This window comes from Cupriavidus sp. DF5525 (assembly GCF_040149425.2).
Lineage (GTDB): Bacteria > Pseudomonadota > Gammaproteobacteria > Burkholderiales > Burkholderiaceae > Cupriavidus > Cupriavidus pickettii_A.
This window is the reverse complement of the sequence record NZ_CP168265.1, coordinates 1,308,201-1,323,160: the sequence shown is the minus strand read 5'-3', so window position 1 is coordinate 1,323,160 and position 14,960 is coordinate 1,308,201. Positions and strand designations below refer to the sequence as shown.

Here is a 14,960-nt window from a genome sequence, read left to right as displayed (position 1 = left end):
CAGTATTGCCAGAGATCCGGGTGCCAACGCACGCCGGCAGCCCCCGCTCAACCCTGTTTGCCTGAAACCGCCCTTATGAATGCTCCAATACTCCCCGACGCAGCCCGGCAGGCCATGCAAGCCGTGTCGATCGACGACAAGTACGCGCTGGATGCCGGCCGTGCCTACATGAGCGGCGTGCAGGCGCTGGTACGCCTGCCGCTGTTGCAGCGCAAGCGCGACGCCGCGGCCGGCCACAACACTGCCGCCTTTATTTCTGGCTACCGCGGATCGCCCCTCGGCACCTATGACCAGGCGTTGTGGCAGGCAAAGAAGCATCTTGCCGACAACCACGTGGTCTTCAAACCCGGCGTCAACGAAGAACTCGGCGTCACGGCGGTCTGGGGCTCGCAGCAACTGGAGTTCGATGCCGCCAGCAAGCGCTACGACGGCGTGTTCGGCATCTGGTATGGCAAGGGCCCCGGCGTCGACCGCAGCGGCGATGCGCTCAAGCATGCCAACCTCGCCGGCACCTCGCCGCTGGGTGGCGTGATCGCGCTCGCCGGCGACGACCACGTCTCCAAGAGCAGCACGCTGGCCCACCAGAGCGACCACACCTTCATGGCGTGCGGGCTGCCGGTGTTCTTTCCGTCCAATGTGCAGGACATCCTCGACCTGGGCGTGCATGCCCTGGCCATGAGCCGTTTCAGCGGGCTGTGGGCCGGCATGAAGACCGTGCAGGAGGTGGTGGAATCGGGCGCCTCGGTGACCACCGACTCGGATCGCGTGCGCATCCTGCTGCCGGAAGACTTCGCCCTGCCCGACGGCGGCCTGCATATCCGCTGGCCCGACGATCCGCTCGCGGCCGAGGCGCGCATGATGGAGTTCAAGTGGCCGGCCGCGCTCGCCTATGTGCGCGCCAACCGCCTGAACCGCAACGTGATCGAGGGATCCGGCGACCGCCTCGGCATCATCGCCAGCGGCAAGGCCTACAGCGACACGCGCCAGGCCCTGCTCGACCTTGGGCTGGATGACGCCACCTGCCGCGCGCTCGGCATCCGGCTGCACAAGGTCAGCGTGGTATGGCCGCTGGAGCCTGACAGCGTGCGCGACTTTGCGCGTGGGCTGCGTGAAATCCTGGTGGTCGAGGAGAAGCGTCCCGTGATCGAGCAGCAACTCAAGGACGAGCTGTACCACTATCCGCCCGCTGCGCGCCCGGCCGTCTTCGGCAAGTTCCACCACACCGACGGCGCCGGCGGCGAATGGAGCCACCGCAAGCCGGCCGAGGACTGGCTGCTGCGCGCCAAGGCTGACCTGTCCCCGGCGCTGGTGGCCAAGGCCATCGCGCAGCGGCTCAAGGCGCTGGGCGTGCCGGCCGACGTGGCCGCGCGCATGGACCTGCGCCTGCAGGAAATCGAAACAAAGGAACGCACCACCGGCCAGGGCGATGCGCGCGCCACCGACCGCCTGCCGTGGTTCTGCCCGGGCTGCCCGCACAACACCAGCACCCGCGTGCCGGAAGGCTCGGTCGCGACGGCCGGCATCGGCTGCCACGGCATGGTGGTGTGGATGGACCGCTCGACCACTTCCTGGTCGCAGATGGGCGGCGAAGGCGTGCACTGGATGGGCCAGGCACCGTTCAGCAAGCGCACTCACATGTTCGCCAACCTGGGCGACGGCACCTACAACCACTCCGGCCTGCTGGCGGTGCGCCAGTCGATCCATGCCGGCGTGAACCTGACCTACAAGATCCTGTTCAACAGCGCCGTGGCCATGACCGGCGGCCAGCCGGTGGACGGCCAGCTCGACGTACCGGCGATGACGCGCGAACTGGCCGCCGAAGGCGCCCGGCAGATCGTCGTTGTCACGGACGAGCCGGGCAAGTACAAGGGTGTCGACAACCTCGCCGCCGGCGTCACCGTGCGCCACCGCGATGAGCTCGATACCGTGCAGCGCGAGCTGCGCGAGGTGCCCGGCGTGACCGTGATCGTCTACGACCAGGCCTGCGCCACCAAGAAGCGCCGCGAGCGCAAGCGCGGCACCATGGTCGATCCGGCGAAGCGCGTGGTCATCAACGAGCTGGTGTGCGAAGGCTGCGGCGACTGCTCCGTGCAAAGCAATTGCCTGGCCGTGCAGCCGGTGGAAACCGACTTCGGGCGCAAGCGCAAGGTCAACCAGGATACCTGCAACAAGGACTTCTCCTGCACCAAGGGCTTCTGCCCGAGCTTTGTCACGGTCGAAGGCGGCCAACTGAAGAAGCCCGCCACCACCGCGAGCGGCCGCGCCACGCCTCCGGTCATCCCGATGCCCACGCTGCCGGACGCCGGCAAGCCGCAGCGCATCGTGGTGGCGGGGATCGGCGGCACCGGCATCGTCACCATCGGCGGCGTGCTGGGCATGGCCGCCCACCTCGAAGGCAAGGGCGTGATCACCCAGGACGCGACCGGCATGGCGCAGATGGGCGGCGCCACCTGGAGCCACATCCAGATCGCCGCCAGCCCGGACGCCCTGCACGCGAGCCGCGTCGACATGGCCATGGCCGACCTGGTGATCGCCTGCGATACCGTGGTCGCGGCCAGCAAGACCTCGCTGGCCGCGATGTCGCCGGCGCGGACCTATGTGGTGCTGAACAGCCATCTCACCCCGACCGCCGCCTTTGTCCGCAATCCGGACTGGGATCCCCAGGTCGGCGAGGCCGTGGGCAGGATCGTGCAGTCCGTCGGCAAGGGCCAGCTCGCCAGCTTCGACGCCGAAGAGGTGGCGAAGCAGCTGCTCGGCCAGTCGATCTACGCCAACCTGCTGCTGCTCGGCTATGCGTGGCAGAAAGGCAAGGTACCGCTGTCGCACGCGGCCCTGATGCGCGCCATCGAGCTCAACGGCGTGCAGGTCGACAGCAACAAGGCGGCCTTCGAATGGGGCCGGCTGTGCGCCCACGATATGTCGAAGATTCCCGCGCAGCCGGCCGGCTCGCAGGTGATCCAGTTCGTGCGCAAGGTGCCGGTCGAGGAACTCATGAAGAAGCACGCCGAATTCCTGGCCGGCTACCAGAACCGGGCCTATGCGGCGCAATACGAGTCGTTCGTGGGCCGCGTGAAGGCGGCGGAATCGGTCATCGGCGGCACCCGCCTGACTGAAGCCGTGGCCCGCTCGCTGTTCAAGCTGATGGCCTATAAAGACGAATATGAGGTGGCTCGCCTGCATACCGGCGCCGCATTCCGCCAGCAGATCGCATCGATGTTCGAAGGCAAGGTCCGGCTGGTGCACCACCTGGCCCCTCCCCTGTTTGCGAGGAAGAACCAGGCCGGCGAACCGGTAAAGGGCACCTATGGCCCGTGGATGCGCACCGCGTTCGGCGTACTGGCCCGGCTCAAGGGCCTGCGCGGCACGGCATTCGATCCTTTCGGCTACACCCTGGAGCGCAAGGAGGAGCGAGCCCTGATCGGTGAATTCCGGCGCAGCGTGGAAGCCTTGCTGCCGGCACTTTCCGCGCACAACCTCGACCTGGCGCTGGAGATTGCCCGACTGCCGCAGGAGATCCGCGGCTACGGCCATGTCAAGGCGCGCAACCTGGCGGCCACGCGCACGCGGTGGGAGCGGCTGATGGGGCAATGGCAGCAAGGGGGCGCGCAGCCGGGAAAAATCAAAGCCACTGAAGCGGCATAAACCAGAGACTGAACCAACGAAGGCCCCGTCACCTTCACCGGGGCCCGTCAAAGACAGCGAGGAGACAAGAGATGAAATCCGTACTGAACCGTTTTGGCCGTACCCTGGGCGCGATCGCACTGGCTGCCTGCGCCACCAGCGCGCTGGCACAAGGCGGATACCCCAACCGGCCCATCCGCATCATCGTGCCCTGGCCGGCGGGCGGCGGCGTCGATGCGGTCACCCGCACGGTGGCCGAGAAGATGACGGCCAGCCTCGGCCAGCAAGTGGTGGTCGACAACCGGCCCGGGGCGACCGGCAATATCGGCGCCGGCATGGGCGCCAAGGCGGCGCCGGATGGCTACACGCTGCTGGTCGCCAGCGCGCCGATGGCGATCAATGCCAGCCTGCACAAGAACCTGCCCTTCGACATGGGCAAGGACTTCGCGCCGCTGGGACTGATGGCAAGCTCGCCGTACATGCTGGTGGTCAACCCGTCCGTGGGCGGCTCGGTCAAGGAGCTGGTGGCGCGTGCCAAGGCGGAGCCCGGCAAGCTCAGCTATGCATCGGTCGGCCCGGGCACCCAGCAGAACGTGATCAGCGAGGTGTTCAAGGAAACCGCCCATGTCAACATCGTGCACGCGCCGTACAAGGGCGGACCGCAGGCGCTGACCGACATGGTGGGCGGCCATATCCAGATGATGTTCCATGGCGTGCCGGCGGTGATGCCGTTCGTCAAGGGCGGGCAGCTCAAGGGCATCGCCGTGGCCAGCAAGCAGCGGCTGCCGTTGTTCCCCGACGTGCCGACCATGGCGGAAGCCGGCTTCCCCGGCATCGAGGCCAGCGAATGGTATGGCCTGGTGGCGCCTGCCGGCACGCCCAAGGAGATCGTTGCGCTGCTGGGCAAGGAGATCGACAAGGCCCTGAATGCGCCGGGCGTGCGCCAGCAGCTGCTCAGCAAGGGCTATGAGCCGGCCGGCCAGAGCTCTCCGGACCAGTTTGCGAGCTTCATGGCGGCAGAGCAGAAGAGATGGGCGCTCGCCATCAAGCAGACCGGGTTCCGGCTGGAGTAGCCGGCGCGCGGCGCAACCAGCCTGGGCCGCGCCCCCGCGCGGCTTCAGGCTGGTTCGCCGAGATAGTCATCCACCGCACTGCCCACCGTGGGGTGGAAGTTCTTGTCGCCAATCGCTTCCATCAGCTCGAAGCGCTTGAGCTTGTCGCGCACCGGGTCCTTCATCTCGGCAAAATGCAGGGCGATGCCGCGCTCGCGCAGGGTGTGGCTCAGTTCGCGCAGCATGTCGGCCGAGGTGACGTCGACACTGGTCACCGGCTCGGCTGCCACCACGACCCTGCGCACGGGTGTCGGCGATTCGTCGATCGCTTCGATCAGGCGCTCCTGGAACAGCTCGGCATTGGCGAAAAACAGCGGCGCATCCCAGCGGAACAGCAGCAGCCCGTCGATGCGCTCGGCATCAGGGTAGCGCTTGGTGTCGTGGTATCCCCGCAGGCCCTCGACGCGGCCGAGCACGGCATAGTGTGGCCGCCAGCCGTCCCACAGGAATTCGATCACTGCAAGGACCACGGCCAGGATGATCCCCGGGATCGCCCCGAACACGGCGACCGCGGCGAAGCAGACCATCGACAGCCAGAACTCCCACTGCTGGATGCGGTAGATGCGCTTCAGGTCCGCGAACTCGAACAGGCCTATGGCCGCCGCGATCACCACCGCGGCCAGTGCGCTGTTTGGCAGGTACTGCAGCAGGTTGGGCGCGAACATCAGCAGCAGCGCCACGGCCAGTGCGCCCACGACACCGGTGAGCTGGGTCTTCGCGCCCGCGGCTTCGGCCACCGGCGTACGGGACGCGCTGCTGCTGATCGGAAAGCCCTGGAAGAATCCCGCGGCCAGGTTGGCGGCGCCCAGGCCGACCATTTCCTGGTTCGGGTCGACGCGGGTGTTGGTGCGGGCGGCAAAGGTGCGCGACAGCACGCTGGTATCCGCGAACGAGATCAGCGCGACGGCAATGCCGCCCAGCAGGATCGCCACCAAGTCCGCACCGCTCACCCAGGGCACGACAAAGCCCGGCAGGCCTTGCGGGGTCTTGCCCAGCACTTTCACGCCGGCCTGGTCCAGGTTGAACAGGCTGACGGCCAGCGTGGCCAGGACCACGGCAATCAGGATGCCGGGCACGCGCTCGAAGCGCTTCAGGAACAGGATCAGCACCAGGCTGCCGGCGCCAACCGCGAAGCTGTACCAGTTGGTTTGCCCGGCCAGGATCGCGCTGCCCAGGTTGAGCATGTCCCGCAGCGGACCGCCTTCTTCCAGCTTGATGGCGAACAGCTTCGGCAGCTGGCTGACCAGCACGGTGAGCGCGATCCCGTTCATATAGCCATAGCGGATCGGCTTGGACAGCAGTTCGGTAATGAAGCCCAGGCGCATCAGTCCCATCACGATGCAGACCACGCCCGACACGATCGCCATCATGCTGGCCACCATGATGGCGCGCCCCGGATCGCCACCGGAGACCTGCAACACCACCGCCAGGATCGGCGCCGCCAGGGCCGAATCCGGGCCCAGCACGAGGATCCGGCTCGGGCCAAGCATGGCATACACCAGCAGCGGGATCATGGTGGCGTAGAGCCCGTAGACACCGGGCACGCCGGAGGCTTCGGCGTAGGCGATGCCGACCGGCACCAGCATGGTCGTGAGCACCAGCCCGGCGGCGAGGTCTTTCGGCAGCCAGGCCGGCTGATAGTTCTTCAACACCAGCAGTCCCGGGAGCCAGCGCAACCATCCGGGTGCCTTGTTGACTTCGCGCTGCGCGGCGGGGGTCAGGTTCTGGGGCTGCATGGTTCGGGTTCTGCCCTTCGGGGCAAGGGGTTATGCATCGACTATAGGAGGTGGCGCTTCGATAAATATGCGTCGGGATAAAGAAAAAATGAATCGGCTTGCGCTTGCGACGCCGGGCCGAGCACGCCGTAAAGCCCTTCCATGTTGCGTTGCAACACCCTTCCTCATGGTGCCATGCGTCCTGCGCCGGCTTCGCGCGCCGACAGGCGGAGCCATTAGTTTCTGACAATCCCGTGATGGGCACATATGATGGTTGTCGGGTGGGCGCGCCCGTTATCCGTCCCCGGGGAGAGAACGATGCCGATATCCAAGAGATGCCTGGCAACCGGCCTGCTGGTGCTGGGCTGTACCTCGGCTGCGCTGGCGCAGCGCGCATCGACCGAGGGTGCCGCGAGCGCCATATCGGATGCCGTTCAGGGCGGGACCAATCCCTATCGCGCCCCGGCGGCCGTCACCCAGGATCCCGAAGAGGCCGCACGCGTGAAGTGCGAGGAACTGAAGGAGCAGTACAACGCCACATCCAAAAGGCGTTCGTACCATTCCGGCCCAGGCACGCAGAACGCGCAGGGCCGCACCATTCCCAAGATCGAACGCGACAAGACGCGCAAGCAACTGCAGCAGGTGTATCGCGACAATTGCACGTAGCCAGGGAGAGACTGCCGGGGAGGCACTCAATGCCCCACGTGCGTATAGAGCTTGTTGACGATGACCCACTGTCCGCCGGTGTTCAGCAGCGACAGGAAGTTGTAGTAGTTGAAGTCGCCCACCCGCACCCGCACCTTGGCTGACGCCACCCTGCCGATCACTTCGACCGAGAGCACCGACATGCCGTAGGGCTCGTTCTGCGAAGCCGGGCTCCTGCGCGACGCCACGCCTTGCAGATAGGCGTTCACCGGTTTGTGCACGATCTCGCCGCGGACCTCGGCAAACAGTTGCGCATCCGGATGGAAGGTGGACCTGAGCGCGGCGGCGTCGCCGTCGTAGATCGCATCGAGATACACCTGGAGTTGTTGCAGGACCTGCTGGTGCGCATTGCCAACCGGTTCCTGCGCCGTGGATGCCGACATGGTTTGTTCTCCGTTTGCGATGACGGAGCGGCGCCAGGCCGCTCCCGGATTCGCTTACTGGTTGCGCCCGCGCAGCAGCGTGGTGGCGATCTCGGCAATGTGCCGGCCCTGGAAGCGCGCTCCGGCGAGTTCGTTCTCGCTCGGCTGCCGCGAACCGTCGGCACCGGCCAGCGTGGTGGCGCCATACGGCGCGCCACCAGTGACCTCGTCCATGCGCGTCAGGCCGCTGAACGAGTACGGCAGGCCCACCGTGATCATGCCGTGGTGCATCAGGCTGGTCAGGATCGAAAACAGCGTCGTTTCCGCGCCGCCGTGCTGGCTCGCCGTGGAGACGAAGGCGCCGCCGACCTTGCCGACCAGCTTGCCGCCCGCCCACAGCGCACCGGTCTGGTCGAGGAAGTTGGCCACCTGTGCCGATACCCGTCCGAAGCGCGTCGGCGTGCCGATGATGATGGCGTCATAGTCCGCCAGTTCTTCCGGCCGCGCGACCGGCGCGGCCTGCTCCAGCTTGGCGCCGGCGTCGCGGGCGACTTCCGGCGGCATCAGTTCGGGGACGCGCTTGACGCTGACTTCGGCGCCGGCACTGCGGGCACCCTCACCGATGGCGTTGGCAAGGTGTTCGGTATGGCCGTACGTCGAGTAGTACAGCACCAGGACTTTCGCTTTCATTTCAATTTCCTTTGCAGCGCTCGCCTGGCCGAAGCCGTTGACGAGCAGACGTTTGATGAGTTGGATCATGTTGCCTATCGGTTCTCGCGCCGAAGCAGCGCTTGGAAGCAATGTAGGGGGCCGGCCGGCGCGGATAAACCGTGCGGGTGGAACATGTGGCCATACACCGTGTAACAAGCTTCGGCGCGAGCGGGCGGCCGATGGCGCGCAAGCCAGGCGCGCACGGCAAAGGCAGAGACGTCCTAGAATGTCAGCAAATCAAGGTGCCGGCCTTGTGCATCCGCGATGGACCGCAGCCAGCCGGCAACCGTCATGACACGGTGTCACAGACCATGAAGCGCCAATTCGACGACCTGCAGTTGGGCAGCATTGAACTGTTCTGCCTGGCGGCGGAACTCAGCAGTTTTACGGCGGCAGCGGTTGCGGCAGGCGTGACGCCGGCCGCCGTCAGCCGCAGCGTCTCGCGGCTGGAAGAACGCCTGGGCGTGCGCTTGTTCGTGCGCACCACGCGGCAGATCCGGCTGACCGATGAAGGCAGGTCCTATTACGAGCAAAGCCGCACCGCGCTGGCGCAGCTGGTCGACGCCGAACGGCAGATCAGCGGCCAGCACGCCACGCCCGCCGGGCGCCTGCGCATCAGCCTGCCGACGCCCTATGCGCACTACCGGGTGCTGCCGGTGCTGCCCGCGTTCCGCGAGCGCTATCCCGAGGTCGAGATCGACGTGCATATCAGCAACCGCAACGTCGACTTCGCCGATGACACCTACGACCTGTCGGTGCGCGGCCGCGCGCCGGACGATTCGACGCTGATTGCGCGCAAGCTGGAAGACGCGGAGATGGTGGTGGTGGCGACGCCGGCCTACCTGCGCCGGCACGGCACGCCGCAGACGCTGGAAGCACTGCATGCGCACGAGTGCATCCAGTTCGAGCGCCCGAGCAGCGGCCGCCGGCTGCCGTGGACCTTCCGGCTGGAGGGCGAAGAAATCGAGATCGCGACGACCGGCTCCTATGCCACGTCGGAAGACGCGCTCGGCGGCGCGACACTGGCACGGGCCGGCGCCGGCCTGTTCCAGACCTACCGCTTCGTCGTGGAACAGGACCTGCGCGAGGGCTCGCTGGTGGAGGTGCTGCAGCAGTTCGGCGGCAATACCCGGCCCTTTGTCCTGCTCTATCCGCACGCGCGCCACGTCTCGCGGCGCGTGCGCGCCTTTGTCGATTTCCTGGTGGAGAAATTCGCCGAGTAGGCGCGCGTGCCGCTGATGGGCCGGAGGACCGCGCTCAGTCCCTGACCTGTGCGATCACCACCAGGATCACCGCCGCATTGCCTGGCTGCTGCGCCGGCGCGTACGCGGCGCGCGCATGCCCGGCCTTGTCGCCGAGCACGTCGGCAAACAGGTCCGACGCCCCGTCCAGCACCGCGGGCTGGTCGAAAGAGCCCGGCGCACTGCTGATATGGCCCTCGACCCGCACGATGTGGTCGAGGCGCTCAAACCCGCCCAGGTGGGCATCGATCTGCGCCAGGACGTTGAGCGCCGCCAGCTGCGCCGCCTGCTTGCCCTGCTCGACCGTCAGGTCCTTGCCGACCTGCCCCCGCCAGACCACCTTGCCGTCCTGTAGCGGCAACTGCCCCGAGATAAACAACAGGTCGCCGGCACGGCTGACGGCCGTATAGCTGCCCAGCGGTTGCGGCGGCGGCGGCAGCTTCAGCCCACGTGCAGCCAGTTTCGATTCGACGGACATGATGACTCCTGGTTGGCGCAATGTTCCGGTTTGCGGGGATTCGGTTCACTGGCTCGCGGCGCTCAGTGCCGCCGTGTGCCGTGGATCGAACTATAGAAAGCGGTGCCAGGCCGATAAACCCGCCGAGGCGAACATGAATTGATACATGGGGGAACAAGTGCGGCGCGCGCCGCGCTTCGCGGGTGCCGCTCCCTGCCTCTGAAGCCGTGCAAGCGGCTGATTCGCCGCCATTTCCTCCTTGTACGGCCTATTCGCTATCAAATTCATAGCAAAAATCTAATCACTGGCGATTGCCTTCAAAGTGGATCTGACCGCTTAAATTTCCGTGTTTTAGCAGGTTCATTCCAAAAGCTTACCTTGACACTATGATTTTCATACGTATATCCTGTAACCACGAGAAACAAAGCGCCGGTCCCTTCCCCCTTCCCAGCCAATGCCCGGACCGCTCGCCGACGCAGCCAAACGCAACATGGAGTACAGCAGGATGAATCCCAAACCTCGACGTGCGCTGATCGCCGTTGCCATCGTGGCAATTACCGGCGTGGGCGTCGCCACCTCGCTGCTGCGCCCCGGCCAGGGCGCGCAAGCCCAGGCCAGCACGCCACCGCCCGCCCCCGCCGTGGAAGTGGCAGCCGCGGTCGGGCAGACCATCACCGAATGGGATGAATTCTCCGGCCGGCTCGAAGCCGTCGAGCGTGTGGAAATCCGGCCGCGCGTCTCTGGCACGATCGAAGCGGTGCATTTCCGCGACGGCGCGATCGTGAAGAAGGGCGATCCCCTGTTCACGATCGACCCGCGGCCGTATGCGGCGGAAGTGGCGCGCGCGGAAGCCGCCCTTGCGGCGGCACAGGTACGGGCCTCGCATGCCCAGAGCGAGAAGGTGCGCGCGCAGCGCCTGCTCGACGACAACGCGATCTCGCGCCGTGAATTCGACGAACGCATCAACGCCGCCAGCGAGACTTCGGCCGACGTGCGCGGCGCGCAAGCGGCGCTGGAAGCTGCACGGCTGAACCTGGGCTACACCCGTATCGTGGCGCCGGTCGCGGGCAAGGTATCGCGTGCGGAGATCACCGTGGGCAACCTGGTGGCCGCGGGCGCCGCGGCGCCGCCGCTGACCACGTTGGTGTCGGTCTCGCCGGTGTATGCGGCCTTCGAAGTCGACGAGCAGAGCTACCTGCGCTACACCGCGCCGGGCGCCGCCGGCGGCAAGGACGGGCTGCCGGTGTACCTGGGCCTGGCCGACGAGGACGGCCATCCGCACCAGGGCAAGATCCAGTCGGTGGACAACCGCCTCGATCCGCGCAGCGGCACGATCCGCGTGCGCGCGGTCTTCGACAACGAAGACGGCCGCCTGTTGCCGGGCCTGTACGGCAAGGTCAGGCTCGGTGGCGGCGCGCCCCGTCCGGCCGTGCTGGTCAACGATCGCGCGATCGGTACCGACCAGGGCAAGAAGTTCGTGCTGGTCGCCGACAAGGCCAACAAGCTCGCGTATCGCGAAGTGGAGCTGGGGCCGACGCATGAAGGCCTGCGCGTGATCCGCAAGGGCCTGGCGTCGGGCGAGACCATCGTCGTCAATGGCCTGCAGCGTGTAAGACCAGGCGATACGGTGGTGCCGAAGAGCGTGGCGATGGCTTATCGCCGCGAGCTGGAACCGCGCGGCGTTGCGCCGGATCGCAGGCAGGCTGCGCAACCGCAAGCCGACAAGCCCAGCGTGAGCTGAGCCCAGCCAGCCCCCCAGACAATCTTCCCCACTATTCAGCAGATGGCGTTCGCTCCGGCGGACCGCCAGGGGCACCGCTTCCGCCGAGGCCAAGATGAATCTCTCGAAATTCTTTATCGATCGCCCGATCTTCGCGGGCGTGCTGTCGGTGCTGATCTTCCTGATCGGCGCCATCTCGGTGTTCAAATTGCCGATCTCGGAGTACCCGGAAGTGGTCCCGCCCTCGGTGGTGGTGCGCGCGCAGTTCCCCGGCGCCAACCCCAAGGTGATCGCCGAAACCGTCGCCACGCCGCTGGAAGAGCAGATCAACGGCGTCGAGGACATGCTCTACATGTCCTCGCAGGCCAACAGCGACGGCAACCTGACGCTGACGGTGACCTTCAAGCTTGGCACCGATCCGGACAAGGCCCAGCAGCTGGTGCAGAACCGCGTCGCGCAGGCCGAGCCGCGCCTGCCTGAAGACGTGCGCCGCCTGGGCATCACCACGGTCAAGAGCTCCCCGGACCTGACCATGGTCGTCCACCTGGTCTCGCCCAACGACCGCTACGACATGACGTACCTGCGCAACTACGCGGTGATCAACGTCAAGGACCGCCTGGCCCGGATCCAGGGCGTGGGCCTGGTCAAGCTGTTCGGCTCCGGCGACTACTCGATGCGGGTGTGGCTGAACCCGGAAAAGCTCGCCGAGCGGCACCTGGCCGCTTCCGACGTGGTCAAGGCCATCCGCGAGCAGAACGTGCAGGTAGCGGCCGGGGTGATCGGGCAATCGCCGTCGCTGCCCGGCACCGACCTGCAGCTGTCGGTGAACGCGCAGGGCCGCCTGCAGACCGTGGAGGAGTTCGGCGACATCATCGTCAAGACCTCGGCGGACGGTGCGGTGACCTACCTCAAGGACATCGCGCGCATCGAGCTCGGTGCGTCGGAGTACGCGCTGCGCTCCCTGCTCGACAACCAGTCCGCGGTGGGCCTGCCGATCTTCCAGTCACCGGGCTCGAACGCGCTGCAGATCTCGGCGGACGTGCGCAAGACGATGGAGGAGCTGAAGCAGAACTTCCCGGAGGGCCTCGACTACCGCATCGCGTACGACCCCACCCAGTTCGTCCAGCACAGCATCGATGCGGTGGTGCATACGCTGTTCGAGGCCATCGCGCTGGTGGTGCTGGTGGTGATCCTGTTTCTGCAGACCTGGCGCGCGTCGATCATTCCGCTGCTAGCGGTGCCGGTGTCGATCGTCGGCACCTTTGGCCTGATGCATGCGTTCGGCTTCTCGATCAATGCGCTGTCGCTGTTCGGGCTGGTGCTGGCGATCGGGATCGTGGTCGATGACGCGATCGTGGTGGTCGAGAACGTCGAGCGCAATATCGAGGAGGGGCTGACACCGAAGGAAGCCACCTACAAGGCCATGCGCGAGGTCAGCGGCCCCATCATCGCCATCGCGCTGACGCTGATCGCCGTGTTCGTGCCGCTGGCCTTCATGACCGGCCTGACCGGCCAGTTCTACAAGCAGTTCGCGCTGACGATCTCGATCTCGACCATTATCTCGGCGTTCAACTCGCTGACGCTGTCGCCGGCGCTGGCGGCACTGCTGCTACGCAGCCACGACGCGCCCAAGGACTGGCTGTCGCGCTGGATGGACCGTGTGTTTGGCGGCTTCTTCAAGCGCTTCAACCACTTCTTCGGCCGCAGTGCCGAAAGCTATGGCCGCGGCGTGAAGGGGGTGATCCGTCGCAAGGGTTCGGTGTTCGGCGTCTACGCGGTGATGCTGGCGCTGACCTGGGGCGTGTTCCAGCTGGTGCCCAAGGGCTTCGTGCCGGCGCAGGACAAGCAGTACCTGGTCAGCTTTGCCAGGCTGCCGGATGGCGCCACGCTGGACCGCACCGAGGACGTGATCCGCCGCATGTCGGAGACCGCACTCAAGCATCCGGGCGTGGAATCGGCGGTGGCTTTCCCGGGCCTGTCGATCAACGGCTTCACCAACAGCCCGAACGCGGGCATCCTGTTCGTCTCGCTCAAGCCGTTCGACGAGCGCAAGAGCAAGGAACTGTCCGGCAAGGCGATCGCGGCCAGCCTGAACAAGCAGTTTGCGTCGATCCAGGATGCGTATATCGGCGTGTTTCCTCCGCCGCCCGTGCAGGGCCTCGGTACCATCGGCGGCTTCAAGATGATCATCGAGGATCGCGCCGCACTCGGCTATGACGCGCTCTTCGATGCGACCAAGGCATACCTGGCCAAGGCGCGTGCCACGCCCGAGCTGGCCGGTGTCTTCAGCAACTACCAGATCAACGTGCCGCAGCTCGACGTGCAGCTCGACCGGACCAAGGCCAAGCAGCTTGGCGTGCCCGTGACCGATGTGTTCGACACGCTGCAGACCTACCTGGGCTCGGCCTATGTCAACGACTTCAACAAGTTCGGCCGGACCTACCAGGTACGGGTGCAGGCGGACGCCCAGTTCCGCCAGCACGCCGAGGACATCCTGCAGCTGAAGACCCGCAGCGCGAATGGCGACATGGTGCCGCTGTCATCGCTGGTCAGGGTGAAGCAGAGCTTTGGCCCGGACAGCGTGATCCGCTACAACGCCTTCACCGCGGCCGACATCAACGGCGGTCCGGCGCCCGGCTTTTCGTCGGGCCAGGCGCAGGCGGCCGCCGAGCGGATCGCCGCCGAGACGCTGCCCAAGGGCATCGGCTTCGAATGGACCGAGCTGACCTACCAGGACATCCTGGCTGGCAACGCGGGCGTGTGGATCTTCCCGCTGTGCGTGTTGCTGGTGTTCCTGGTGCTCGCCGCGCAGTACGAGAGCCTGACGCTGCCGCTGGCGGTAATCCTGATCGTGCCGATGAGCTTGCTGGCTGCCATTAGCGGGGTGTGGCTCACGCGTGGCGACAACAATATCTTCACGCAGATCGGTTTCATCGTGCTGGTCGGGTTGTCGGCAAAGAACGCGATCCTGATCGTCGAGTTCGCCCGTGAACTGGAGCAACACGGCCGCACCATCGTGCAGGCCGCGATCGAAGCCAGCCGCCTGCGCCTGCGCCCGATCCTGATGACCTCGTTCGCCTTCATCATGGGTGTGGTGCCGCTGGTGGTCTCGAGCGGTGCCGGCTCCGAGATGCGCCATGCAATGGGCGTGGCCGTGTTCGCCGGCATGCTCGGCGTGACCTTCTTCGGGCTGTTCCTGACACCGGTGTTCTACGTGGCGCTGCGGCTGCTGGCCACGCGCGGCCAGCGCCGCCAGGCGCGCGTCCAGGAAGCGTTGGCCGGGCAAGCCGTGGCGTCTGCGGAGTAAGGGTGGACA

10 protein-coding genes are annotated in these 14,960 nt (G+C 66.4%); 6 read left to right on the top strand and 4 right to left on the bottom strand.

The window, feature by feature from the left end; all coding sequences use genetic code 11:
- The first annotated feature begins 75 nt into the window (after nt 1–75).
- Entirely contained in the window at nt 76–3,642 is a 3,567-nt protein-coding gene (locus ABNX08_RS06305; protein WP_022534323.1) for an indolepyruvate ferredoxin oxidoreductase family protein, read from the top strand.
- A gap of 71 nt (nt 3,643–3,713) precedes the next feature.
- A complete protein-coding gene (locus tag ABNX08_RS06300; RefSeq protein WP_022534322.1) occupies nt 3,714–4,694 on the top strand; it encodes a tripartite tricarboxylate transporter substrate binding protein in 981 nt (326 codons plus the stop codon).
- Nucleotides 4,695–4,738: 44 nt separating this feature from the next.
- Here the strand turns inward: ABNX08_RS06300 and ABNX08_RS06295 are convergent, their stop codons facing one another.
- A complete protein-coding gene (locus tag ABNX08_RS06295) occupies nt 4,739–6,469 on the bottom strand; it encodes a SulP family inorganic anion transporter (protein WP_022534321.1) in 1,731 nt (576 codons plus the stop codon).
- A 297-nt stretch (nt 6,470–6,766) separates the two neighbouring features.
- Between ABNX08_RS06295 and ABNX08_RS06290 the strand changes: the two genes are divergently transcribed.
- The gene (locus tag ABNX08_RS06290) at nt 6,767–7,114 is read left to right on the top strand and encodes a hypothetical protein (protein WP_022534320.1); all 348 of its coding nucleotides are present in this window, start codon (nt 6,767–6,769) and stop codon (nt 7,112–7,114) included.
- A 26-nt stretch (nt 7,115–7,140) separates the two neighbouring features.
- On the opposite strand, the gene ABNX08_RS06285 is transcribed toward ABNX08_RS06290, so the two are convergent.
- Nucleotides 7,141–7,536 carry a nuclear transport factor 2 family protein gene (locus ABNX08_RS06285; protein WP_022534319.1) on the bottom strand — a complete coding sequence of 132 codons (396 nt, stop codon included), beginning with the start codon at nt 7,534–7,536 and terminating at the stop codon, nt 7,141–7,143.
- Between the two features lie 54 nt (nt 7,537–7,590).
- Nucleotides 7,591–8,205 carry an NAD(P)H:quinone oxidoreductase gene (wrbA, locus tag ABNX08_RS06280; RefSeq protein ID WP_022534318.1) on the bottom strand — a complete coding sequence of 205 codons (615 nt, stop codon included), beginning with the start codon at nt 8,203–8,205 and terminating at the stop codon, nt 7,591–7,593.
- A gap of 332 nt (nt 8,206–8,537) precedes the next feature.
- Here wrbA and ABNX08_RS06275 point away from each other — a divergent pair, with 332 nt between their 5' ends.
- Nucleotides 8,538–9,449: a LysR family transcriptional regulator gene (locus ABNX08_RS06275; RefSeq protein ID WP_041681310.1), complete on the top strand. Its 912-nt coding sequence runs from the start codon at nt 8,538–8,540 to the stop codon at nt 9,447–9,449.
- Nucleotides 9,450–9,483: 34 nt separating this feature from the next.
- Here the strand turns inward: ABNX08_RS06275 and ABNX08_RS06270 are convergent, their stop codons facing one another.
- Nucleotides 9,484–9,945 carry a RidA family protein gene (locus ABNX08_RS06270; protein WP_022534316.1) on the bottom strand — a complete coding sequence of 154 codons (462 nt, stop codon included), beginning with the start codon at nt 9,943–9,945 and terminating at the stop codon, nt 9,484–9,486.
- A gap of 484 nt (nt 9,946–10,429) precedes the next feature.
- Here ABNX08_RS06270 and ABNX08_RS06265 point away from each other — a divergent pair, with 484 nt between their 5' ends.
- Both ABNX08_RS06265 and ABNX08_RS06260 read left to right on the top strand, forming a co-directional pair.
- Nucleotides 10,430–11,665 (top strand): efflux RND transporter periplasmic adaptor subunit, encoded by a 1,236-nt coding sequence (locus ABNX08_RS06265; RefSeq protein WP_022534315.1) that lies wholly within the window; start codon nt 10,430–10,432, stop codon nt 11,663–11,665.
- Between the two features lie 94 nt (nt 11,666–11,759).
- Nucleotides 11,760–14,951, top strand: coding sequence for an efflux RND transporter permease subunit (locus tag ABNX08_RS06260; RefSeq protein ID WP_022534314.1), 3,192 nt, complete (start codon nt 11,760–11,762; stop codon nt 14,949–14,951).
- Nucleotides 14,952–14,960 lie beyond the last annotated feature (9 nt).

Coding starts and splice junctions, on each gene's coding strand:
- ABNX08_RS06290 (WP_022534320.1), top strand. CDS start 6,767: ATGCCGATATCCAAGAGATGCCTGGCAACCGGCCTGCTGGTGCTGGGC.
- ABNX08_RS06295 (WP_022534321.1), bottom strand. CDS start 6,469: ATGCAGCCCCAGAACCTGACCCCCGCCGCGCAGCGCGAAGTCAACAAG.
- ABNX08_RS06285 (WP_022534319.1), bottom strand. CDS start 7,536: ATGTCGGCATCCACGGCGCAGGAACCGGTTGGCAATGCGCACCAGCAG.
- ABNX08_RS06270 (WP_022534316.1), bottom strand. CDS start 9,945: ATGTCCGTCGAATCGAAACTGGCTGCACGTGGGCTGAAGCTGCCGCCG.
- ABNX08_RS06275 (WP_041681310.1), top strand. CDS start 8,538: ATGAAGCGCCAATTCGACGACCTGCAGTTGGGCAGCATTGAACTGTTC.
- wrbA (WP_022534318.1), bottom strand. CDS start 8,205: ATGAAAGCGAAAGTCCTGGTGCTGTACTACTCGACGTACGGCCATACC.
- ABNX08_RS06265 (WP_022534315.1), top strand. CDS start 10,430: ATGAATCCCAAACCTCGACGTGCGCTGATCGCCGTTGCCATCGTGGCA.
- ABNX08_RS06260 (WP_022534314.1), top strand. CDS start 11,760: ATGAATCTCTCGAAATTCTTTATCGATCGCCCGATCTTCGCGGGCGTG.
- ABNX08_RS06305 (WP_022534323.1), top strand. CDS start 76: ATGAATGCTCCAATACTCCCCGACGCAGCCCGGCAGGCCATGCAAGCC.
- ABNX08_RS06300 (WP_022534322.1), top strand. CDS start 3,714: ATGAAATCCGTACTGAACCGTTTTGGCCGTACCCTGGGCGCGATCGCA.